Origin of the sequence: Shimia sp. (genome assembly GCF_022448905.1) — a bacterium.
GTDB lineage: Bacteria > Pseudomonadota > Alphaproteobacteria > Rhodobacterales > Rhodobacteraceae > Shimia.
On the sequence record NZ_JAKVCW010000015.1, the window covers coordinates 1 to 22,714 of the forward strand.

Consider the following 22,714-nt stretch of genomic DNA (forward strand, 5'->3'; position numbering starts at 1 on the left):
GTAGACATTGCCATCAACATCCAACGCCACAAATCCACGACGATCTCCACGGGCGAGAAAGTAACCGCGATCTTCAAGAGCATTCTTGAATCCAACCTGACTATCGCAGCGTTCCCACGCTTGCTGGAAAGCCTGCTTGATTTCGCGTGGGTCAAGGCCTTGGCGTTTGGCCTGTTGCCATTCTTCGAGCGTAAAGTTGAGCGGGGATTTATTCCCATAGGTTGCCAAGCCATCGGGCAGCACCCACCCATGATCCAGAAACAGTTCGCGCGATAGATCACGCAGTTTGTTTTTGAAGTGGGGGAGGTTGATCGCCTTCATTTCATCCGCATCAATCCGCGATCACACCACATGCGCGTGGCGACGACCTTCCTTCTCATGCATGACGATAGCGCGTGGCTGACCAGTCAGCCCGAGTTGCTGTTCTACGCGGTCTGCTGCCTCAAGGAAGTCTTGTTCGGTGGCGATGTAATCTTGTGGTGGGTTCAAGCTCAGGGAAAACATGAACTGCTTACATTGTGTGGCTTTAGAAATTGCGTGCATCTCAGCGAATGCACCGTGAAGTTGTTCCGATAAAATTCCACGCAACTCTAAACAGCTCACATGATCATTGTCACGATCATTCATGAGGTGATCTGCCAAAGCTTTGGCACCAGCCCGTTGAGAACCTTTGAGGATCATGATTTTACCCCCAAGGCTTCCATCAATGTCGCTCTTATCCACGCCACTTCGGCAACAGCACGTTTGAGATCATCTTCTAGTTCAGGATCGACGATCAACGTGCCTTGATTCAGGTGCTTGGCGATTTGATTGAGATTGTTGGCCTGTCGGGTTTGTCCCAGACGCGCTAGCACCTCAGCTAAGAGCTGTTGCTCCGCAACAGGTGGTTTCCGCCGCTTCCGATATTTGGGAGCTTCAGCGGCAAAAACCACGGACTTGATATACGAGGACAGCGACATGCCCCCAGCCTGAGATTCAAGCTGAGAACGTTCCGCAGGGGTAAGGCGTAATGAGAACGGTGCGAGGCGGCTCATGGGCGTGGCCCTCGCAGGATATTCTTGTCATCCTTGAGGATGTCATTCCAACGCTCAAGCTCTTGGAAAACCTCTTCAAAATCGACCTTCGCGCCTTTTCCAGATGAGTTTGGGCAAAATCCATCTGACCGCACCAAATCTCTCAAAAGATTTGATTTTTAAGGGCCGAATTCTCGGCCCTTTGTTTGTTTTTGGGGATGTCGTATCAGCCGACAATCAGTTGTTTGAGCTGCAAAGCTTCATGTTCCAGCTCCGTTAGGCGGTAGTTCACCAAATCTCCAATCGTGACCATGCCTATCAGGCCGGAGTCGTCTGCAATAGGCATGTGGCGGAAACGACCCTCCGTCATGCGGCGCAGAACGGAAACCATTGGCTCGTCCGGTGTGCAGGTCTGCACTTTGCTGGTCATCACGTCTGACACCTGCTGAGGTAGGGTTTGGCCGGGAGTTTCTGCCAGTTTGCGGACGATATCGCGCTCGGACAGAATACCTTGCAAAGCGCCGTTGGCGTCGGTCACCAGGAGGGCACCGATTCCGCGTTCTTTCAGTACTTTCACGGCATCCCCAAGCGTGTCTTGTGGGCGAATCGAAAACACGTTTCCGCCTTTTTGATCCAGCACCTTTTGCACGGTGGCCACATCAGACGATGTATTTGTGTCCGTGGATTGGCTCATGGTTTTGGTCTTCCCCTCCGATTTGCGGTTTGGGGCTTGATAGGAACTGGGCATTCGGGGCTCCTTGCGTAGAAAATTCTCTAGTCTTATGTGTCCAGCCTAACTGCAGAATCTGCTTTTGGGGAATTTTCTTTTGCCAGACGTTGTGCTTTCGCCTTGGATTGCCACTCTATTGTTTGTTTTGGCCTGCTTGGCAGGCCATCGCTATCGCCGCGTGTGGAAAGAAGAGGGCCCGCGGTGGCAGCTTTGGGTGTTTGGTGTCACAGCAGCGGTGTGTTTGTTGGCGGTTGGGTTGTTGCCGATCACCACAAACTAAAAAGGCGTCTCAATGAGACGCCTTCTGATCATATTGTGGTTTCGGAGGTTAGGCGCGGTCTTCTTCCTGCATCTGTTCCAGCATCTTTTTGGCGCGTGGGCATTGCAGGCGCTCGCGCAGCGGGCTGTCCGGATCAATATCCTTGCTGCACACCACGCATTTGTCTGCGTCACTGATTGCGTTCAACCCGCCGCAAGAGCCTTTGATTGTGCGCCCGCGAAACATCACTCCAACCGCCATTCCAAGCGTTACCAGAAGCAACAGTACAAAAGTGAGCATAAAGGTTTCCATCGCTTGGGGTCCTTTGAAGAGGTTAGCTGGGTTGAATGCTGGCGAATTGATCGGTGGCGTAGGTTTCGAAGCGCATCTTACCAGATGTGATCTCACGGTCGATAAACAAGGCCGCGAGATTTTGCCGCTCCGCAATTTCCATGCCACGTTCGCGCCCGACCACCAGGAGGGCGGTGGCCCAGGCGTCCGCAAGCATAGCGTTTTGGGTCAAGACAGATACAGATGCGGTGGCGTGGGTCAGAGGGCGACCTGTCGTCGCGCTCAGGATGTGGCTGTAGCGGGTGCCGTCATGTTCGAAGTAGTTCCGGTAGTCGCCGGACGTCGCCATGCCCAGATCGGACACGCCCAGCACCTTTAGGAAGCTGCGCTGACGTGCATCAGGGGTTTCAATGGCGATTTGCCACGGTAAACCCTCGGCATTTTTGCCGGACGTGATGATGTCGCCGCCAATCTCTACCATAAAGTCGGTAACGCCAAAGCTTCTGACGGTGTCGCCCAGGCGATCAACACCAAACCCCTTGCCGATAGCAGAGAGGTACATCTGGGTGCCATCGTGGGACTTTGAAAGTGTGTTGCCGTCCAGCGTGAGCGCCTCAGACTGGCCCACAAATTGCATTGCCTTTGCGACAGCGGCGCTGTCCGGAATACGACCTGTAGGCTTTTGTGTCCCGAATCCCCAGAGATCAATCAAAGGGCCAAGGGTGAGGTCAAACTGCTTGTCACTGGTGTCATGCACGTCTTGAGCAGTCTGCAGAAGTTCGAGCATGTCTGCGCTAAGGAAAAACGGTGTATCGGCTTTTAGCGCATTGATCCGCGAAATTTCTGAAGTCGGGTTCCAGTTCGACATTTTTTTGTCGACATCCTGCAAAGCAGCATCAATTGCGGTCTTCAGGGCGTCCTTGTTGAGACCGCCGCGCGGTTCAACTGCGACAATGGTGTAAGTGGTGCCCATTGTTTGGCCGCTTAACAACAGATCAGCTGCGCCGCGTTTGCAGGCCGCAAGCGCCAACGTCATGAAGATAAAACTGCGTCGCGAAAGGGCGGTCATTTTTAGAGAATCTCACTGAGTTGCAGGAACAAATCTAGGCCGCGGCCCAATTTCGGGGGGCTGCGGTGTATCCGCGCTGTTGCAGACGTTCTTTATTGCCCTCAAAGGTGAGAAACAATAGAAAAGTGGCAGTTTAAGGGCTGGTTGCGCGCGCGTTGAACGCGTATAGGCATGCGCGATAGGCACCTAAACTCGAAGACGAACCAGAAAACGACAGGATGACATAGGCGTGCAGCATTTTGCGCTACGAAAAGGCCTGAATCTTCCGATCACCGGCGCGCCGGTATCAGATGAGATTCACGAAGGGGCTGCGGTACGCACCGTGGCCCTTTTGGGCGGCGACTATTTAGGATTGAAGCCACGCATTTCCGTATCAGAAGGAGATGTGGTGGCGGCCGGAGATCCGGTTTTTGCTCACAAAGATACCATGGATGTGAAAGTGGTTGCGCCGGTCTCTGGCCGGGTCAAAGCCATTAACCGTGGCGCCCGACGTGTTTTGCTCAGTGTGGAAATTGAAGTGGACACCGACGCAGCAGAGCCAAAAGACTTCTCGTCGATTGGCGATGTGACCACGCGAGAAGGCCTGGTGGAGCGTCTCTGTGCCGCCGGTTTGTGGACCTCTTTCCGCACGCGGCCTTACTCCAAAGTGCCCACGCCAGACGAATCTCCAGCGGCGATCTACGTAAACGCCATGGATACAGAGCCGTTGGCCGGCGATCCAGCAGTGGTCGTCGCCGATGCGGGTGATGCGTTTGCCAAAGGGCTTGCCGCCATCACCAAGCTGACCGAAGGCGCGACGTACCTGTGCCACGCGCAAGGGGCAAATGTGCCAAGCGCGGACGGCGTGACGGTTGCGACTTTCTCGGGGCCACACCCTGCGGGGCTCGCTGGCACCCATATGCACTTCCTGGAGGCGCCAACCGCGACCAAAACTGTTTGGACGATTGGCTTCCATGACGTGATCGCAATTGGCCGGTTGTTGGAAACCGGCAATATTGACGCTAGCCGTGTGATCGCACTGAGCGGCCCGTTATGTGCTAAGCCACGTCTGGTTCGCACCATTGAAGGCGCTTCCTTGAAAGAGCTCACCGTAGGTGAAGTTTCCTCTGACCTTCCAGTTCGTTTGGTGTCCGGTTCGGTACTGAGCGGTCAGGCAGGGGAAGACGTTGTGACGTTCCTTGGGCGCTATGCCCGTCAGGTCACTGTCATAGAAGAGGATCACAAGCAAATTCCGATGGGTTGGATCCGTCCCATGCCGTCGAAGTACAGCTTCCTGCCGGTGCTGGGGTCCGCCTTCTCCAAAAAACTCTATCCACTGACCTCAAATTTGAATGGTGGCCGTCGCGCGATGGTGCCACTTGGAACGTTTGAGGCTCTGATGCCGCAGGACTTTCTGCCTACGCAACTGCTGCGTGCGCTGTTGGTGATGGACACCGACGAAGCGCAAAAGCTCGGCGCGCTGGAGCTGGACGAGGAAGATCTCGGTCTCGTTGGCTTTGCCTGTCCTGCTAAATACGAATATGGCGAAGCACTCCGCGATAGCCTGACCAAGATTGAGAGGGAGGGCTAACCATGGGGTTGCGCAACTTCTTTGATCGTATTGAGCCGCACTTTGTAAAAGGCGGCAAATACGAAAAACTGTTCCCGATCTATGAAATGGTCGAGAGCTTCATCTATACGCCGAAGACCGTGACCAAGGCCGCGCCACATGCGCGTTCCTATGTCGATATGAAGCGTATCATGACCTACGTGGTGATCGCGACGATCCCCTGTATCATCATGGGACTCTACAACGTGGGTCTTCAGGTCAACTCGGCCTATGCGACAATCGACCCAAGTGGCTGGCGCGCGGCGATCATCTCTGCGCTTGGCATTGGCTTTGATGCCTCCAACCCGCTGGCAAACTTTGCACATGGATTGCTCTATTTCCTGCCGATCTACATAACGACGCTTGTTGTCGGTGGTATCTGGGAAGTGATCTTCGCAACGGTCCGTGGTCACGAAGTCAACGAAGGTTTCCTTGTTACCTCCATGTTGTTCGCACTGATCATGCCGCCTGCCGCACCTCTGTGGCAGGTTGCGTTGGGCATCAGCTTTGGTGTGGTCGTCGGTAAAGAAGTCTTTGGTGGCACAGGCAAAAACTTCTTGAATCCTGCGCTCACTGGGCGTGCGTTCCTGTATTTTGCCTATCCGGCAGACATGTCGGGCGACACGATCTGGACACCAGTGGATGGATTTTCCGGCGCGACCGCGCTGTCCGTTGGTGCCTCCCAAGGGTATCAGGAACTGCCAAACTACGGCATGACCTGGATGGATGCGTTCATTGGTACCGTTCAGGGGTCCATCGGCGAGGTCTCGGCTTTGGCTTGTTTGGTCGGTTTGGCTTTCCTTCTGATCACAAAGATCGCCAACTGGCGTCTGGTTGTCGGCTGTATGGGCGGCATGATCGGCTTCTCGCTTTTGCTCAACCTGATCGGCTCTGACACCAACCCAATGTTTGCAATGCCTTGGTATTGGCACTTCGTTGTTGGGGGCTTTGCCTTTGGTATGGTGTTCATGGTCACCGAGCCGGTGTCCGCATCCCACACCAATATGGGGCGCTACATCTACGGAGCGCTGATTGGCTTTATGGTTGTCATGATCCGTGTCATCAACCCGGCCTTCCCGGAAGGTATGATGCTCGCAATCCTCTTCGGTAACGTCTTTGCACCGCTGATCGACTACTTCGTCGTTCAAGCAAACATCAAACGGAGGGCCCGTCGCAATGTCTGACGTTTCCAACCAAAACAAAGGGCCCATTGCCCGCTTTCTGGCGGCCCCGCCGGACAGCGTTGGCAAGACGGTCTTTATCGCAGTAAGCCTGTGCCTTGTGGCCTCGATGATTGTGTCCGCTGTGTCTGTGGCTTTGCGCCCGATGCAGGAGCAGAACAAGCTGAAAGACAAACAAGCCAACGTTTTGCAGGTCGCTGGCCTGTATGAAGATGGCATGGATGTGATCGAAGGCTTCTCTGTGTTTGAGCCACAGGTGCTTGAGTTGGCGACCGGAACATTCACCGATCAGTTTGACCCGGCGACTTTTGACGATCGCGCGGCTGCTGCCGATCCGGAGCTGTCTGCGCGTCTCACTGACGATCCTGCTGGCATAGGCCGTCAGGCGAAGTTTGTGACGGTCTATCTGCTGCGTAACAACGATGGTTCGCTTGATAAGGTGATCCTGCCGATCCACGGCTATGGCCTGTGGTCGACGCTTTACGGCTTCATCGCGCTGGAAGAGAACGGCAACGACATTTTCGGCCTGCAGTTTTACGACCACGGGGAAACGCCTGGTCTGGGCGCTGAAATTGACAACCCGCGTTGGAAAGCTCTGTGGAACGGCAAACGGTTGTCGGATGACGACGGCACGCTGCAAATCACAGTGGCAAAGGCCGCTCCACCAGCCGGTGCCGAACACCATGTGGACGCGCTGGCAGGTGCAACTCTGACTTCGGTTGGTGTCGACAACCTCGTTCGTTTCTGGATGGGCGAAGCTGGCTTTGCACCATTCCTTGAAAACCTCAAAGCAGGAGAGATCTGATGGCCCAGACCAAGAGAGACCTTCTGATCGACCCATTGGTCGACAATAACCCGATCACTCTTCAAGTTCTTGGCATTTGTTCCGCGTTGGCGGTGACATCTTCGCTGCAGGTAGCATTTGTTATGGCTCTGGCTGTGACAGCAGTGACCGGCTTCAGCTCGATGTTCATCTCGGTGCTTCGTAACCAAATCCCGGGCTCGATCCGGATTATCGTGCAGATGGTGATCATCGCCTCTTTGGTGATCATCGTGGATCAGGTCCTGAAAGCCTACGCCTATGACGTGTCCAAGACACTGTCGGTGTTTGTCGGCCTGATCATCACCAACTGTATCGTGATGGGCCGCGCGGAAGCTTTTGCCATGAAGAACCCGCCAATCGACAGTTTCATTGACGGTGTGGGCAACGGCCTTGGCTACGGTGCGCTGCTGCTGGTTGTTGGCTCTATCCGCGAGCTGTTTGGCGCTGGTAGCCTGTTTGGTGTGAGCATCCTGCCGACCGTGAACAACGGTGGCTGGTACGTGCCAAACGGTATGCTGCTGTTGCCACCTTCGGCGTTCTTCATCATCGGTTTGCTGATCTGGGCGGTACGTGCCTGGAAACCGGAGCAGGTGGAAGAGCGTGAATACAAAATTCAAGTTGTGGAGGGCCACTAATGGAAGGGCTTCTCTCTCTGGCCGTAAAGGCCGTCTTTGTTGAAAACCTCGCGCTCTCCTTCTTCCTCGGCATGTGTACATTCATCGCCGTATCGAAGAAGATTTCGACCGCGCTTGGTCTGGGCATCTCCGTGATGCTGGTACAGGCCATTACGGTTCCCACCAACAACCTGCTTCTCACCTATCTGCTGGCGCCTGGTGCGCTGGCATGGGCTGGCTTCCCGAATGTGGACCTGACCTTCCTTGGCCTGATCTGCTACATCGGCGTGATCGCGGCGATGGTGCAGATCCTCGAGATGGTCCTCGATAAGTTCTTCCCGCCGCTCTACAACGCGCTGGGTGTGTTCTTGCCGCTGATCACCGTGAACTGCGCCATCCTGGGTGGCTCTCTGTTTATGGTGGAGCGCGACTACAACATCGCGGAAAGCGTGACCTATGGCCTGAGCTCCGGCTTTGGCTGGGCATTGGCAATCACCGCCATGGCCGGTGTGCGCGAGAAGCTGAAGTATTCCGACATTCCCGATGGTCTTCAGGGCCTAGGCATTACCTTTATCACCGCAGGTCTGATGGCTTTGGCCTTCATGTCCTTCTCCGGCGTGAAACTCTAAGGGGGTAGGCGCAATGGAAACATTTACTCTAGGTGTTGTTCTCTTCACACTGATCGTACTGGCGCTGGTGACCATTATTCTGGCGGCGCGATCTAAGTTGGTGAGCACAGGTAACGTTGAAATCACCATCAACGGTGAAAAGACCATCTCTGTGCCTGCCGGCGGTAAGCTGTTGCAAACCTTGGCGGAACAGAAGCTGTTTGTGCCGTCTGCCTGTGGTGGTGGCGGTACCTGTGCACAGTGTAAAGTGCGCGTCCATTCCGGTGGCGGGTCTATCCTGCCAACAGAGGAAAGCCACATCACCAAGCGCGAAGCGTCTTGCGGTGACCGCCTGTCTTGTCAGGTTGCGGTGAAGCAGGACATGAACATCGAAGTACCCGAAGAAGTGTTCGGCGTAAAAAAGTGGGAGTGTACCGTGCGCTCCAACGAAAACGTCGCGACCTTCATCAAGAACTTGGTTTTGGAACTGCCAGAAGGCGAGGATGTGAACTTCCGCGCTGGTGGCTATATCCAAATCGAGGCGCCTGCGCACAAGCTTTCCTACAAGGACTTCGCGATTGAGGAAGAGTACCACGAGGATTGGGACAAGTTTAATTTGTGGCAGTATGAGTCCACTGTGAGCGAGCCAATTGAACGTGCGTATTCGATGGCAAACTATCCGGACGAAAAAGGCCTGATCATGCTGAACGTGCGTGTGGCCTCGCCACCTCCGGGTTCGCAGGGCATCCCGCCCGGTCAGATGTCGTCCTATATCTTCAACCTGAAGCCTGGCGACAAAGTCACGATCTCTGGTCCATTTGGCGAATTCTTCGCTCGCGATACCAACAAGGAGATGGTCTTCATCGGTGGTGGCGCCGGCATGGCGCCGATGCGGTCGCACATCTTTGACCAGCTCAAGCGTCTCGAGAACCGCGACCGGAAGATCACCTTCTGGTACGGCGCGCGCTCCAAACGTGAGATGTTCTTTGTTGAGGACTTTGACGGTTTGGCAAAGGAGTTTGACAACTTCGAATGGCATGTGGCGCTGTCTGATGCGCTGCCGGAGGACGACTGGAAAGGCTACACTGGCTTCATCCACAACGTTTTGTTTGAGGAATATCTCAAGAACCACCCGGCACCAGAAGACTGTGAATTCTACATGTGTGGCCCGCCCATCATGAACCAATCCGTGATCAACATGTTGCTTGATCTGGGTGTGGATCGCGAAGACATCATGCTGGATGACTTTGGCGGGTAAACCCAAAGCAGATCACTAAAACGCCGCTCTTCGGAGCGGCGTTTTCTTTTGGCGACGTGTAAAAGCGGGTTGGCCTCCGGGGTGGGCGGTGGCAGGGTGCTCGTCTGTGCAGACCCAAAGAGCGAACAGGGGACACAATGGCCAAAGCGGTGTTTTTGCAAGGGGCGCTGATGCGTCATGTGGCGGTCATGTCGTTGACCTCCTCAGTTGGCTTGATGGCCATCTTTGCGGTCGACTTTGTCGATATGATTTTCATCTCGATGTTGGGCAACAAAGCGTTGGCAGCGGCAGTGGGCTACGCCGGTACTCTGCTGTTTTTCACAAATGCTATTAATATCGGCCTGTCGATTTCTGCGGGTTCATTGGTTGCGCGTTCCATTGGCGCAGACCAAACGAAGACCGCCAAAGAGTATGCCACCTCCGTGGCCCTTCTCGGCGCTTTGACAGGCCTTGTGATACCGGCAGTTGTCTTTCTGTACCTGGACCCGATCCTGAGCTGGTTGGGGGCCGAAGGTGACACTCTGGCTCTTGCGAAACGGTATGTTGGTATAGTGATGCCAACCATGCCGGTGATGTCATTGGCGATGGTGAGCATGGCCGTTCTTAGAGCCTATGGCGACGCTCGGCGCTCGATGATGGGCACGGTGTTTGGCGGGGCCGTGAATGCGGCGTTGGACCCACTGCTGATCTTTGGTTTCGGCTTGGGGTTGGACGGCGCGGCCTATGCCTCTGTCATTGCTCGCTTGGTGATGTGTACCTACGCGCTTTTATGTGTGCTGCGCATTCACCAGGGTTTTGCCGCGCCGAAGGCCAGTATTCTAAAACGTGACGCCAAAGCGATCAGTGCGATTGCAGGCCCGGCGATCCTGACCAATGTGGCGTCGCCAGTTGGCACCGCAATCGTGACCCGCGAAATGGCGCGCTATGGGACTGATGCAGTGGCGGCGATGGCGGTTATCGGCCGGTTGATGCCGGTGGCTTTTGCCGTGGTTTTTGCGCTTTCAGGGGCAATTGGCCCAATCGTGGGGCAGAATTTTGGAGCGTCGCAATTTGACCGTGTGCGCGGCACGCTGAAAGCGGGGCTTCAGTTCTTGTTGGCTTATACGCTTTTGGCGGCGCTGATCCTGTTTCTTGCGCGCGGTTTGATTGCCGATCTGTTTGAGGCCGAGGGCGAAATGCGGACCCTGATCTACCTGTTCTGCGGCCCGCTGGCGCTTTTGCAATTCTTCAATGGCGTGATTTTTGTCTGCAACGCCTGTTTTAACAATCTCGGGCATCCGATTTATTCCACTTACGTGAACTGGGGCCGCCATACGCTGGGCACCTATCCATTTGTAATTGCGGGTGGTCTCTATTGGGGGGCGTCTGGTGTGTTGATGGGGCAAGCTATCGGCGGCGCGATGTTTGCTGCAGTGGGTATTCTCATGGCCGTAAAAACAATCAACCGGCTCAGTCGTCCTGAACCGGTTGATCCGTTTGCAGAGGAAAGCACGCTGCATCACATCAGCGGGCGTCGCAATTGGTAGGTTAGCGCGGGAGTTTGGCCGCCTCGCTGGCCAGCGCTTCAACTTGGTCCCAGGCGCCTTCCTTGACCAGTTTGGCCGGAGCAACCCAGCTGCCACCGGCGCAAACCACATTGGGAAGTGACAGATAGTCAGTCGCGTTTTGCGGATTTACGCCGCCGGTGGGGCAGAAGCTGATTTGCGGCAATGGGCTTGCCAGTGAGCCAAGGAACTTGGCGCCTCCGGCAGCCTCTGCCGGGAAGAACTTCAACATGTTGTAGCCGCGCTCCAACAGTGCCATGGCTTCAGAGGCGGACGCCGCTCCCGGCAAAAGTGGGAGGCCTTCCGCCTCGCACGCTTCCAGCAACGTGTCTGTGGCGCCGGGCGAGACGCCGAAGGTTGCGCCTGCTTCCCTTGCGGCTTTCACATCGGCCGGTGTCAGCAGCGTTCCAGCGCCAACCAGGCCGCCAGGGACTTCCGCCATGGCGCGGATCACATCCAGCGCGGCAGGGGTGCGCAGGGTGACTTCGAGGGCAGGCAGGCCACCGGCCACCAAGGCTTCGGCCAGCGGCTTGGCGTGCGCCACGTCCTCAACGACAAGCACCGGTACAATTGGAGCCGCGTTACAGATCTCGCGGGCTTTCTCGCTCGCGGTTTGTGGAGTGATGGACATTGAAATTACCCTTCAAAAATGGAGGCGCCGGTGGTGGCGGGGCCAACCGCATTGCGGAAGGCGGCAAAGAGGTCGCGACCCGTGCCGTGTTGATACGAACTCAGGTCCGCAGCGGCCAGTTCGCGGCGGTCAAAATCCTCGACCAGAACTTCGAGTGTGCCCGCTTCTGCGTCGACGCGCACCATGTCTCCGTCGCGCAGTTTGGCGATGGGGCCGCCATCCAATGCCTCAGGCGAGACATGGATTGCTGCCGGAATTTTGCCGGAAGCACCAGACATGCGCCCATCTGTAACAAACGCAACTTGAAGGCCTTTGCCTTGCATGATGGACATCAAGGGCGTCAGGCTGTGGAGTTCAGGCATGCCGGTGGCCTTTGGTCCCTGGAAGCGCACCACAATAACCACGTCTTCGGTCAGCTCGCCCGCTTGGAAGGCAGCTTTGACTTCGTCTTGGTCGTGGAACACACGTGCAGGGGCTTCAACAAACCGATGTTTTGGTGCGACTGCAGAGATTTTCATAACGGAAGTGCCAATATTTCCCGTTAGTCTTGCGAGCCCGCCGGTCTCTTGAAACGGATCTGTTGCGGGGCGGACAATCTTGTCGTTGAGAGAGGTTGTTGTTCCAGGCTGCCAGATGAGCGCGCCGTCAATTAATTTGGGTTCTTGTGTGTAGTTGTCCAGACCGTCTCCCGCGACAGTTTTGGTATCCGGGTGCAACAGATCGGCGGACAGTAATTCGCCAATCATATAGCCAAGACCGCCAGCGGCGTGGAAGTGGTTCACATCCGCTAGACCGTTGGGATACACGCGGGCCAGAAGCGGTGTTACATCAGACAGTTCGGCGAAGTCTTCCCAAGTCAGGACAATGCCGCCTGCGCGCGCCATGGCGATCAGGTGGATCAGCAGGTTGGTCGAGCCGCCAGTCGCATTGAGCCCGACAATGCCGTTCACAAAGGCTTTCTCATCGAGAATATCGCAGGTCGGTGTGTAGTTATTGCCAAGCGCTGAAAGTGAAAGCGCGCGGCGGGCGCCTTCTTCGGTCAGGGCGTCACGCAGGTCTGTGTTGGGCGACACAAAGCTGGAACCGGGCAGGTGCAGGCCCATGAACTCCATGAGCATCTGATTGGTGTTGGCTGTGCCATAGAAGGTGCAGGTGCCTGGGCCGTGATAAGCGGCCATTTCTGAAGCCATAAGCTCGGCGCGATCCGCTTCCCCTGCGGCAAATCGCTGGCGCACCTGGGCTTTTTCATCATTGGAGATACCGGTGGCCATTGGCCCTGCCGGAAGGAAAACCGCTGGTAAGTGACCAAAGCTTTGCGCCGCGATCACCAGCCCTGGCACAATCTTGTCGCATACACCGAGATAGACGGAGGCATCAAAGGTGTTGTGGCTGAGGGCGACGCCAGCGGCCAGGGCAATCACATCACGAGAAAACAGTGACAATTCCATGCCTGCTTCGCCTTGGGTCACGCCATCACACATTGCCGGAACGCCGCCGGCAACCTGTGCCGTACCACCTGCGGCGCGGGCCGCGTCGCGCAGCAGGGCGGGGTAGCGTTCAAACGGTTGGTGTGCTGACAGCATGTCGTTGTAGGCGGTCACGATGCCGAGGTTACCGGCGCTTTTGGTTGCCAGCGCGTCTTGGTCCTGACCTGCGCCCGCATAGGCGTGTGCTTGGCCTGAACAGCTTAAATGCGCTCGTGCAGGGCCTTGGCTTGCGGCATCTGCCATCCGTTGCAAATAGCCATCGCGATGTGGCTTGGAGCGCGCGATGATACGCGCGGTGACTTTTTCTACGGTTGGGTGGAGTGGCATGGGAACCATCCTTCCTATTTGGGGCGTATTTTTAGAATGCTTGGTCGCCGATGGGCCGCCAGCGGCGTCCACCTTGGTGCATGAGCATGAGCGCTTCTTCGGGGCCGGAACTGCCCGGATCGTAGGGGACGGGGCGTTGGTTGGCCTCTTCCCACGCGGCGATAAGAGGGTCTGCCCAAGCCCAAGCGGCTTCGACTTCATCGCCGCGCATAAAGAGCGTCTGGTCGCCGCGGATCACATCCATGATCAGGCGCTCATAGGCGTCCTGAGACATCAAGTTTTCGCCAAGTGCGTCGGCAAATGACATGTCCATTGCCACCTCTGTGAGGCGCATGCCTCCGGGACCGGGCTCTTTGATGGTGGTGCGCAGGGTTATGCCTTCATCCGGTTGCAAGCGAATGATCAGGGCATTGCCTTTACGGCCTTCCATCTTGTTGGGAAAAATGTTGTGCGGCGGATCTTTGAATACCACAGCGATTTCGGACGCCCGATCGCGCAGTTGCTTGCCGGTGCGCAAATAAAACGGCGTCCCAGCCCACCGCCAGTTGCCAACGGATAGCTTCATGGCGATATAGCTTTCTGTTCGGCTGTCGGTGTTTCCTACGTCGTCAAAATAGCTCTGATTGTCCCGGCCGGCGCGATATTGGCCGCGTACAATGTCACCCGTTGCGACGGGTTCAAGGGCCTCAATCACTTTGACTTTTTCGTCTCGCACCGAATTTGGCGTAAACTTGCTTGGTGGCTCCATGGCAATCAGACACAAAAGCTGCATCAGGTGGTTTTGCACCATGTCGCGCATCGCGCCGGATTGATCATAGTACCCGCCACGGCCAGCCACACCAATGCTTTCGGCAACTGTGATCTGGACGTGGTCAATGTGAGTGGAATTCCACAGCGGTTCAAAAAGTGAGTTGGCAAAGCGCAGCGCCATAAGGTTCTGCACCGTTTCTTTGCCGAGATAGTGGTCGATGCGATAGATTTGCTGTTCGTCAAAATGCTTCAGCAAGTCTTTGTTCAGAGCCTTTGCACTTTCAAGATCGTGTCCAAAAGGCTTTTCGACCACAATCCGGCTGTCGTCCGTGGCGATGCCGTTGAGGCTCAGCCGCTCGGCAATGGCGCCAAAAAGAGACGGAGACACAGACAGGTAGAACGTGCGCGTGGTCTCTGGACGCAGTGCTTTCTTGAGTTCGCTCCAACCGGTTTCGCCCATGGCGTCGATATGGACGTAGCTCAAGTGATCGAGAAAATCTGTGACGAGATCGTCAGGGCGCATGGCCTCGTCGATAAATTCGATGAGCGCTGCCTTGATAAGGTCGCGGAATTCTGCGCTGTCCATGTCAGAGCGCGCCGAACCGATGATTTTGGCTTCAGCTGGCATTTGGCCCGCGCGAAACCGGTGAAACAGCCCCGGGAGAATTTTGCGTCGGGCCAGATCGCCCGTTGCGCCAAAGATCACGAGGTCAAAAGGTTCGACCGGAATTACGCGTGCAACCATAACAGTTTAGCCTTTCAGAAGAGCGCCCATGCGGCGGCCGGTGTCGAGCATACGATTGGAGAAGCCCCACTCGTTGTCATACCAGCTTACCACACGTACAAGACCATCTTCCGTCACGCTGGTTTGCGCCGGTGCAAACACGGAAGAGTGCGGGTCGTGGTTGAAGTCTGCAGATACCAGAGGCGCTTCCTCATAGCCAAGCACACCTTTGAGCGGGCCTTCCGCGGCAGCTTTCAGCGCATCGTTGATGGCGTCAATAGTGGCTGGTTTGGTGGTGTTGATCACCAAATCCACCATGGACACATTGGCTGTTGGTACGCGGATCGCGGACCCTTCCAACTTGCCCTTAAGATGCGGAAGAACCAGAGAGATTGCGCGAGCTGCGCCAGTGGACGTCGGGATCATCGACAGGGCAGCGGCGCGGGCGCGGTAGAGATCTTTGTGGTTGGTATCATGGGTTGGCTGATCGCCGGTGTAGGCATGGATCGTGGTCATGTAGCCGGTTTTGATGCCAAACGTGTCATCCAAGACTTTGGCCACAGGCGCCAGACAGTTGGTGGTGCAGGAGGCGTTGGACACGATGATGTCATCCGCAGTCAGCGTGTCGTCGTTGACCCCAAAAACAATGGTCTTGTCAGCATTTGCGCCAGGTGCAGAAACCAATACGCGCTTGGCTCCAGACTTCAGCAGCAGCTCCGCTTTGTCTTTGGCGGTGAAAATGCCGGTGCATTCATAGGCTACGTCAACATCAGACCAAGGCAGGTCCTGCGGGTCGCGAATGGCGGTTAGACGGATCTCTTGGTCGGCAACTTTCATCACGTCGCCTTCAAGGCTGACGTCGGCGTTCAGGCGGCCGTGAACGCTGTCGTATTTGAGCAGATGTACCAAGTGATCATTAGGGGAAAGGTCATTGATTGCAACGACTTGAATGTCTTTGGCGTTGCTTTCGATGAGAGCGCGCAGGACGCCGCGGCCAATGCGGCCAAACCCGTTGATGGCAATTTTGATGCTCATGTCATTCTCCAAACATGCAAATCAGCGCTTTCGGTAGCGCCACCGTTAGCGCTATCGATACGGTGAAATGCAACAAGAATCAAGGGCAGTAATTAACTTCCCGCAAAAGCGCTTTCGGGGTTGCTTTGGCCTTGGTTGTGTCCGACGATCCGGCCATGGGAAAAAAGCTACTTCTCAAGGACATCGCCAAACTGGCGGGTGTGAGTGAAATGACGGCCTCGCGCGCTATGCGGGGCGCACAGGACGTGTCTGAAACCACGCGCCAGAGGGTTGAGCAGATCGCTCGCGACGTCGGGTATGTGCCGAATCGTATCGCCGGGGCGCTGGCCTCAAAGAAAGTGAATCTTGTTGGTGTGGTCGTCCCGAGCCTGAATTCCTCGGTTTTTCCTGAGGTGCTGTCCGGGATCAGCTCTACGCTCAAGGCGACGGCACTAAAACCGGTGATTGGCGTCACCGGCTATGATTTGCAGGAAGAAGAAGAGGTTATACGCGAGATGCTGAGCTGGCGCCCCACCGGGGTTGTCATTGCCGGGCTCGAGCACAATGACGCAGCGCGCAAGATGTTGGCCAATGCCGACTGTCCTGTTGTGGAAGTCATGGATGTGGACGGCGAGCCGATCAAACACTGTGTGGGCATTTCGCACCTAGAGGCGGGCCGGAAAATGGCGCGCACAATCCTGAAGGCAGGCTACGGCAAAATCGGTTTCATCGGCACCAAAATGCCGCAGGATTTTCGAGCGGAGAAGCGGCTTCAGGGGTTCGAACTGGAGCTGAAGGAAGCGGGTCTGTCTCTGTTTGATCAGGAGCTCTATTCTGGCGTGTCTTCGATAGAGACCGGCAACAAATTGACGGAGATGTTAACGCAGCGCTCGCCGGAGCTTGAGTGCATCTATTTTTCCAGTGATGTGCTCTCGATCGGGGCCTATATGTATTGTCTTTCCAAAGGGCTTTCAGTTCCAGAAGATTTGGCGATTGCGGGCTTTAACAATTTGAATTTGCTCAAAGGTTTGCCAAAGCCTTTGGCGACAACAGACGCGCATCGATTTGAAATTGGTCAGAAAGCAGCCGAAATCATCCTGGCATCGCAAGCTCCTGACAGCCCGTCGCAGGTGATGAAACTGGAGCCGGTGGTTACCACAGGGCAGTCACTTTAACGGCCGTGTGGTAGAGCGTCAGCGACCAGTTTCGCGGTTTCGCGCCAGGTGCCTAAGGGCGGCAGGGTAGGACCGGAAAAACCCGCTTCTTCAAGAGCTTCCGGAATGTCTTGCCGGCAGTGATCGCCTTCCAAAGCGAAGAAAGGCAAGCACAGGCTTTGAGGCGGCAGGGCCTTTCCGGCATCTGCGATAAAAGGTGCCTCTTCCACAAATCCAACCGAAATCTGTAGTGTGTCAAACCGCTTTGAAAGTGCGTTTTGGAAAGCGCGGGCCGATTCGGCGGCTTTGGGTCCTTTTGCGGAGCCGTGTGCGGCAAGCAGTAGGTGACTTTGCGCCTCGTTCCAGTCAAGGTCCGCGAGCGTTTGCTTCACGCGGTCTACGACCAGGTCTGGCAAAAATACGTCAAACCCCAGCGGCGGAAGGATCGGCAAATCCGCGTCGCCTAAGCGCTTGGGCAACATGCGGGAGACAAAGAAGCCGTCCGCCATGAACATAGGAAACACTGGAGAACCTGATTGCATTTCAGCTACTTGCCGCTCAACTGCGCCCGGCATGGCGAGGGTTGCCGCGCGGATCGTCCAAGTGGGCAGGTGGTTGTTGACGGCTTTGGCAAAGCCTTGCAGCCAGAGCTCTGGCGGCACGGGGGCTGAGGGTTGCCCGTGCGCGACAATCAAGGCTTCGCGGGATTCCTTAGTCATGCAGCGGGCGCTTGGAATGCGGCGGCGAGATCTTCTGGCAGGTCAAATTCAGCCAAAGCGCGGGCGCGGGCGTCTTCGGACATTTTGCGGGCGGTTTTGACCACAATATCGAGGACTTTTTCAGGGCTGTGTTTGGCGGCAAAAGGCGCAAAGTACCATTTGATGAATACAAAACAGATAATGTCTTCAAGCGCTTGGACCTGATCGTTGCGCTTGATGCCCTCCTTGCGCAGCATTGCGCCCGCCGCAGTTACGTCTTCTTCGTCATATCCGGCCTCGGCCATGATCTCGCCCACGCGGTTGGCGTGGTGCACGCCAAGGTCGCGACGCCACTTCAAATAACCGGCGCGACCTTCTGGATAGTCTGCGCGTTTGAGCACCCAGCGTTCGATGTGTTGACCTCGCGATGCGATTTGTAACGCCTCGGAAGCATTGGGAAAAAGCCGGTTGCACTCTTCGGTCATACGTTGGCCATAGAGCAGCGCTTCGGGCTGTCCGTCATCAAGCTTCGGGTCTTTGGCGTTGGCGGTGTCGATGGCTTCCAAGGCGGTTTGAAGGCGGGTCATGGGCTGGCTCCGGGCTGCTTTGATAGGTTGGTTTTAGGTCCTGTGGCGGGTCACGAAAAGGGCCAAAAATTCACGTCGGTATTGCGTCTGTATCGCGACTGTTTCGCGGAGGTGCGTTTTTGAGGGTGTTCTGCAATGGTTATGTGCCGGTAAGAAAGGTGCGCAGCTGGTCCAGATTCAGCGGTTTGTGCAAAAGAGGCGCCTTGAGCGCCTGACATTGCAGTTTCAAGTCAGGGTCGCGGTTGGCGCTGATGACACAGGCGGGCAGGGGGCCGTAGGTTTTGCGCAGCTGGGCGATCAGATCGGTACCGGTGGCGCCGTTGTCGAGTTGGTAATCCGCCAACACCATGTCCGGTGCGATGTCGATTTCACGCAGCAGGTCGAGGGCCTCGATGTCGCTGCCGCAGGCGAGCACATCCGCGCCCCAGTTTTCCAAGGTCATGGAAATGGCGTTGCGTAGCTCGGTGTCGTTTTCGACCAAAAGCACGATGCGATGGGCGAGCGGCGCGGTTGGCTGTGGTTGGGGAAGGGGACTGTCAGTGGGGGCAGTTTGGTCTGTGTGCAACGGCAGGGTGATGCAAAAGCGCGTGCCTCGTCCGGGCTCGGACTGCATTTGCATAGGGTGGGCCAGGAGACGGCAGGCGCGCTCTACAATAGCAAGACCAAGCCCAAGGCCTTCGGCGGGGCTGGCGGCGGCATTCACGCGATGGAACTCGTCAAAGACTTTGGCTTGTTGCTCCACTGGGATGCCCGGACCCGTATCCCAGATTTCCACCACCATAGTTTCACCGCGACGGCGGGCAGCCACCAGCACGCGGCCGTCATCGGTGTAGCGCAGCGCGTTGGCGATGAGGTTTTGCAAAATCCGGCGGAGGTAAGTGGCATCGGAGTGGACGGTGACGTCATGGCTGCGCAGGTCGAAACGGAGGCCCTTTTCCCGGGCTATGGGCGCAAACTCGTCGTGGAGCTGGCCCAGCAGAGCGCCCAGCGGGATCTGTGTGTCGTGTACGGCAGCGCGGCCGCTGTCGAGCCGTGAAATGTCGAGCAGCGCGCCAAGGATATGTTCGACGCTTTGCAAGGCGGAGGAGGCCTTGGATAGGCGCTCGCGCTGATCCGGGGCTTCAAGATCGGTTTCCAGAGAGGCCATATAAAGCTTGGCGGCGGACAGCGGTTGCAGCAGGTCGTGGCTGGCCGCAGCCACAAAGCGGGATTTGGAGGCGTTGGCGCGTTCGGCTTCGGCCAAGGCATCCTGGAGTTCCAGAGTACGTTCCTGCACGTGGCGCTCCAGGGTTTCGTTGACCTGAGAGATGGTGCGCAGGGCGCGGCGCTCGGTCGTGATGTCGGTGAAGGAAATCACAAAGCCGCCGTCGGGCATATGTTGGGCAAACACGGCGAGGATGCGGTCTGCGCCCAGTTCGACTTCAAAGGACAAGGGGGCGCGGCGGCCCTCATGGGCGGCCCAATTGGCCAGCGCCTCCGCATCCGCCGCATGCAGGAAGGCGAGCTTGCGGGAGAGTTGATCAAAGATGGTGTCAAACGGCAGACCGAGATGGAAGCGGCGCAAGGGGATGGAGAGCAGTTCTCCCATGCGACGGTTCCAGCCGACGAGCCTGGCCTCCCGGTCAAAGATACCAACACCTTGATCGAGGTGCTCCAGGGTGGCCTTGATGAGCCGGGATTGATCGTCGAGCAGGCGCTCACGCTCTTGCCGCTCGATCAGCATCATGTCGGTGACATCGGTTTGCAGCACGACGGTGCCGCCATCGCGGGTGCGGTGCTCGGATACTTGGATCCATGTGTCGCCAGCCAGGCGGGCGTTGAAGACCACATGCTGCTCGCGGTGACGCAGCAGGCGTTGGTCGGCCCATTGGTTGGCCGTCATCCCGTCCGGTAGCTCTAGGAAGGCGCTTTGCGAGACGATGTCGACATAATTGGCAAACGGCAGGCCGGGTTTGAACAGGGGGTGGATGTCGCGCATGTGTTTGCCAAAGCGGGTGTTGCAGAGCACCAGCTTTTCGTCGGCATCAAACAGAGCAAAGCCTTCCTGCACGGTCTCGATCGCGTTGGCGAGATTGGCGCGGGCGGCTTCGGCTTCGGCGTTGGCTTGGGCAAGGGAGGCGTTGGAGGTGTTGAGCAGATCGAGCGCGTGCTCCAGCTCGCGGGTGCGGGCGGCCACCTCTTCTTCGAGCATCACGGCACGTTCGAATTGGGCATAAGCCACGCCGGTGGTGTCGGGGCTGGCCTCGGCTCGGCGCATCAAGGTGTCGACGATTTTCAGGAGCTTCTGGTTTTGCCGTACCAGAGAGTCCTTTGGGTCGATCAATGTGACGTCTGTCATTGTGGTGTCAGTCCGCTTCCGGAGGGTAGATGGCGACGCCGGTGAAGGTTTGATTGACATGCATCGAATTGACCTGTTCGCCGTAGGTGGAGAAGCCCACCACGTTATGTTTGGCGAGGACGCGGGAGATGTCACCCGTAATCTGTTTTTGGGTGGCCTCAACCCGGCGCAGGACGCAATCGCAGCCCAAAATCATGGCGGGTGTCTGGTCTTTGGCTAAGGCGCTGAGTTCGCGGTCCAGATGGGCCACCATGTCTTCTGGTTCCGCCAAAGTGAGCACCACACCTTCGTCAATTGCGGAGAAAAATTGCAGGTCACCGTTTTGGGCCACGCGCTGAATGGCGCGCACGTGGGTTTGTTCGCCGATGCGCACCACCACTGGATGGGCCGCAAAGGTGAAGGTGGACAGCTGCTCCGGGTCTTTGCCAAGAATGCGGGCGTACTCTCGAGCCGCCGGTTCGGCGTTTATTTCATAGACACGCCGCGTGGTCGGGTCGGCACCGGTCACCACCATACGTTTTTCAGTTGGTAGGAGATTGTCTGTTTTGAACACATGCACAGGACAGCTGGAGCGAAGCTGCACCACAACCGCCGCGTTGCTGTGAAACGCGCCTTTGTACAAGATATGCGTCTGGCCAAAATCTTCGCCGTCCCCTGCGGAGCCGCCAAACAGCGGCACCGGGCCAAGACCCATAGAGAGATCGGCAGCCAAGGCATCTTCGCGGGTAGAAAGGCCATCCACCATTAGAAAAGCGAATTCTGACGTCCAAGTTGGATGGCTTGCGGCAAGGGCTTTGCGGTTGTGGATCATATCGGTGATCCGCGCCTCGGCTTGGATGCGGGTGAGATCCTCGATGAAGAGCGTGCGGGCGGCAAAATGGGAGGCCGGTAGGCCGACAGCGACAATCTCGCCTTCGGTGTAGCCCGTTGCCGTGAGTTCGCCAGCCGTGGTGCAGCCCACAACCTCGGCGGCACCAAATCGCCCTTTAATGCCGGCAAAAAAGGTGTCCAGATTGGTGCGGGGGGATACAAATAGAATGACCAAGGCAAAGGGGTCTGGCCCCAATGCAGCGACAAGTTGGTCGGCTGCGTCTGGTGCGTCACAGGGCGCAAACCCTGTGCGCACGATGTTTGCCCCTGTCAGGGGCGCGCTGGCATCCATGCTGGCAATCCTCCCGCAGCCCACCTCAAAGCCGCTTGTGGAAGATTAGGCTGCCTAGCCGCTGCTGCGCAAGTGTTCCTCGAAGTTGGCCCCTTTGGCGATCAGGACTGCTTGCGTGCGCGAATGAACGCCCAATTTGCGCATGATCGCCGTGACATGGGCCTTCACAGTGGTCTCCGCGATGGAGAGTTCAAAAGCGATCTGCTTGTTGAGTTTGCCTTCACAAATCAAGTCAAGAATGCGGGCTTGTTGTGTTGTCAAACTAGCCAGGCGCGCCACGGCATCCCGAGTGGTGTCGTCCTCGTCGCGGGTGGGCATGTGGCCCTCGGGCAGGAAGCTGCGGTCCTCGGCCAAGGCTTCCAGAGCGCGGCGGAACATGTCGCGTTGGCTGTGTTTGGGAACAAATCCGGCCGCGCCGGCGTTGAGCGCTGCATTGATGATGCGGGTGTCCGCCATCGAAGAGACCACAAGAATTTTGGCATTGGTTGCTTTGCGCAGGCGCAGAAGGCCGTCAAACCCGTCCACGTCCGGCAGGTTCAGATCCAGCACAACCAGATCTGGGTGTGGGGTGTTTTCCAAGCGCGTCAGAGCGTCGGTCAGGCAGGGTGCGGTTGCCACGTCTGTGATCGGCGCGATGGCCTGGAGCGTCATAACCAACGCGTCGCAAAACAAGGGGTGATCGTCCACCACAAGAGCGTTGGAGAAGCGTTTGAGAACTGGCGAAGCAACATCATTTGGCATGGGGGTAGCCTAGCAGAGCGTGGTGCCACGCCAAGGGGGTCAAAGGTCGTATCCTGCGCGATTTCCTAGGAGGAGCCGCGCGCGTGGGCAAGGCTTTGCCGAGGGAAACTTTCCCCCTTGGGA

Annotated in this window: 22 protein-coding genes and 1 pseudogene; 8 read left to right on the forward strand and 15 right to left on the reverse strand. The window is 56.9% G+C overall.

Going from position 1 to position 22,714, the window contains the following annotated elements; genetic code table 11:
- The 6 genes and pseudogenes from MK208_RS16725 to MK208_RS16755 all read right to left on the reverse strand — a co-directional run.
- Positions 1-321: pseudogene (locus MK208_RS16725) on the reverse strand (relaxase); the annotation flags it as partial.
- A gap of 21 nt (positions 322-342) precedes the next feature.
- Positions 343-723, reverse strand: a complete 381-nt coding sequence (locus tag MK208_RS16730) for a hypothetical protein (RefSeq protein ID WP_294118520.1) — start codon at positions 721-723, stop codon at positions 343-345.
- Entirely contained in the window at positions 678-1,034 is a 357-nt protein-coding gene (gene mobC / locus MK208_RS16735; protein ID WP_294118521.1) for a plasmid mobilization relaxosome protein MobC, read from the reverse strand. Before mobC ends, MK208_RS16730 begins: the two co-directional genes overlap by 46 nt.
- Before the next feature lie 205 nt (positions 1,035-1,239).
- Positions 1,240-1,761, reverse strand: a complete 522-nt coding sequence (locus MK208_RS16740) for a CBS domain-containing protein (RefSeq protein WP_294118522.1) — start codon at positions 1,759-1,761, stop codon at positions 1,240-1,242.
- Between the two features lie 310 nt (positions 1,762-2,071).
- Positions 2,072-2,314, reverse strand: coding sequence for a (Na+)-NQR maturation NqrM (gene nqrM, locus MK208_RS16750; protein WP_294118525.1), 243 nt, complete (start codon positions 2,312-2,314; stop codon positions 2,072-2,074).
- A gap of 22 nt (positions 2,315-2,336) precedes the next feature.
- Positions 2,337-3,362 carry an FAD:protein FMN transferase gene (locus MK208_RS16755; protein ID WP_294118527.1) on the reverse strand — a complete coding sequence of 342 codons (1,026 nt, stop codon included), beginning with the start codon at positions 3,360-3,362 and terminating at the stop codon, positions 2,337-2,339.
- Between the two features lie 229 nt (positions 3,363-3,591).
- Between MK208_RS16755 and MK208_RS16760 the strand changes: the two genes are divergently transcribed.
- The 7 genes from MK208_RS16760 (at position 3,592) to MK208_RS16790 (ending at position 10,960) form a co-directional block, all read left to right on the forward strand.
- The gene (locus MK208_RS16760) at positions 3,592-4,932 is read left to right on the forward strand and encodes a Na(+)-translocating NADH-quinone reductase subunit A (protein ID WP_294118530.1); all 1,341 of its coding nucleotides are present in this window, start codon (positions 3,592-3,594) and stop codon (positions 4,930-4,932) included.
- A 2-nt stretch (positions 4,933-4,934) separates the two neighbouring features.
- A complete protein-coding gene (locus MK208_RS16765) occupies positions 4,935-6,134 on the forward strand; it encodes an NADH:ubiquinone reductase (Na(+)-transporting) subunit B (protein ID WP_294118531.1) in 1,200 nt (399 codons plus the stop codon).
- Positions 6,127-6,936, forward strand: a complete 810-nt coding sequence (locus MK208_RS16770; RefSeq protein ID WP_294118532.1) for a Na(+)-translocating NADH-quinone reductase subunit C — start codon at positions 6,127-6,129, stop codon at positions 6,934-6,936. Before MK208_RS16765 ends, MK208_RS16770 begins: the two co-directional genes overlap by 8 nt.
- The gene (locus MK208_RS16775) at positions 6,936-7,589 is read left to right on the forward strand and encodes an NADH:ubiquinone reductase (Na(+)-transporting) subunit D (RefSeq protein ID WP_294118534.1); all 654 of its coding nucleotides are present in this window, start codon (positions 6,936-6,938) and stop codon (positions 7,587-7,589) included. The genes MK208_RS16770 and MK208_RS16775 overlap by 1 nt, the downstream gene beginning before the upstream one ends.
- Positions 7,589-8,197, forward strand: a complete 609-nt coding sequence (gene nqrE / locus MK208_RS16780) for an NADH:ubiquinone reductase (Na(+)-transporting) subunit E (protein ID WP_164645323.1) — start codon at positions 7,589-7,591, stop codon at positions 8,195-8,197. Before MK208_RS16775 ends, nqrE begins: the two co-directional genes overlap by 1 nt.
- A gap of 13 nt (positions 8,198-8,210) precedes the next feature.
- On the forward strand, positions 8,211-9,434 hold the full coding sequence (gene nqrF, locus MK208_RS16785; protein ID WP_294118537.1) for an NADH:ubiquinone reductase (Na(+)-transporting) subunit F: 1,224 nt from the start codon (positions 8,211-8,213) through the stop codon (positions 9,432-9,434).
- Between the two features lie 137 nt (positions 9,435-9,571).
- Positions 9,572-10,960, forward strand: a complete 1,389-nt coding sequence (locus MK208_RS16790; RefSeq protein WP_294118538.1) for an MATE family efflux transporter — start codon at positions 9,572-9,574, stop codon at positions 10,958-10,960.
- Position 10,961: 1 nt separating this feature from the next.
- On the opposite strand, the gene eda is transcribed toward MK208_RS16790, so the two are convergent.
- Genes eda through gap form a run of 4 tightly spaced genes read right to left on the reverse strand, consistent with a single transcriptional unit; the run spans position 10,962 to position 15,932 of the window.
- Positions 10,962-11,609 (reverse strand): bifunctional 4-hydroxy-2-oxoglutarate aldolase/2-dehydro-3-deoxy-phosphogluconate aldolase, encoded by a 648-nt coding sequence (gene eda, locus MK208_RS16795; RefSeq protein ID WP_294118540.1) that lies wholly within the window; start codon positions 11,607-11,609, stop codon positions 10,962-10,964.
- A 5-nt stretch (positions 11,610-11,614) separates the two neighbouring features.
- Positions 11,615-13,423: a phosphogluconate dehydratase gene (edd, locus tag MK208_RS16800; RefSeq protein ID WP_294118542.1), complete on the reverse strand. Its 1,809-nt coding sequence runs from the start codon at positions 13,421-13,423 to the stop codon at positions 11,615-11,617.
- Positions 13,424-13,454: 31 nt separating this feature from the next.
- Complete coding sequence (zwf, locus tag MK208_RS16805) at positions 13,455-14,918, reverse strand: glucose-6-phosphate dehydrogenase (protein WP_294118543.1); 1,464 nt, start codon at positions 14,916-14,918, stop codon at positions 13,455-13,457.
- A gap of 6 nt (positions 14,919-14,924) precedes the next feature.
- On the reverse strand, positions 14,925-15,932 hold the full coding sequence (gene gap, locus MK208_RS16810) for a type I glyceraldehyde-3-phosphate dehydrogenase (RefSeq protein ID WP_294118545.1): 1,008 nt from the start codon (positions 15,930-15,932) through the stop codon (positions 14,925-14,927).
- Positions 15,933-16,087: 155 nt separating this feature from the next.
- Between gap and MK208_RS16815 the strand changes: the two genes are divergently transcribed.
- On the forward strand, positions 16,088-17,086 hold the full coding sequence (locus tag MK208_RS16815) for a LacI family DNA-binding transcriptional regulator (protein WP_294118547.1): 999 nt from the start codon (positions 16,088-16,090) through the stop codon (positions 17,084-17,086).
- On the opposite strand, the gene MK208_RS16820 is transcribed toward MK208_RS16815, so the two are convergent.
- The 5 genes from MK208_RS16820 to MK208_RS16840 all read right to left on the reverse strand — a co-directional run bounded on the left by MK208_RS16820 (position 17,083) and on the right by MK208_RS16840 (position 22,591).
- The gene (locus MK208_RS16820; protein ID WP_294118549.1) at positions 17,083-17,784 is read right to left on the reverse strand and encodes a CbiX/SirB N-terminal domain-containing protein; all 702 of its coding nucleotides are present in this window, start codon (positions 17,782-17,784) and stop codon (positions 17,083-17,085) included. The two genes, MK208_RS16815 and MK208_RS16820, sit on opposite strands and share 4 nt — an antisense overlap.
- Entirely contained in the window at positions 17,781-18,350 is a 570-nt protein-coding gene (locus tag MK208_RS16825) for a DUF4202 domain-containing protein (RefSeq protein WP_294118550.1), read from the reverse strand. The genes MK208_RS16820 and MK208_RS16825 overlap by 4 nt, the downstream gene beginning before the upstream one ends.
- 139 nt (positions 18,351-18,489) lie before the next feature.
- Positions 18,490-20,688, reverse strand: a complete 2,199-nt coding sequence (locus MK208_RS16830) for a PAS-domain containing protein (RefSeq protein WP_294118552.1) — start codon at positions 20,686-20,688, stop codon at positions 18,490-18,492.
- A gap of 7 nt (positions 20,689-20,695) precedes the next feature.
- Positions 20,696-21,850 carry an FIST N-terminal domain-containing protein gene (locus MK208_RS16835; RefSeq protein ID WP_294118553.1) on the reverse strand — a complete coding sequence of 385 codons (1,155 nt, stop codon included), beginning with the start codon at positions 21,848-21,850 and terminating at the stop codon, positions 20,696-20,698.
- A 54-nt stretch (positions 21,851-21,904) separates the two neighbouring features.
- A complete protein-coding gene (locus MK208_RS16840; RefSeq protein ID WP_294118554.1) occupies positions 21,905-22,591 on the reverse strand; it encodes a response regulator transcription factor in 687 nt (228 codons plus the stop codon).
- Between the last annotated feature and the right edge of the window lie 123 nt (positions 22,592-22,714).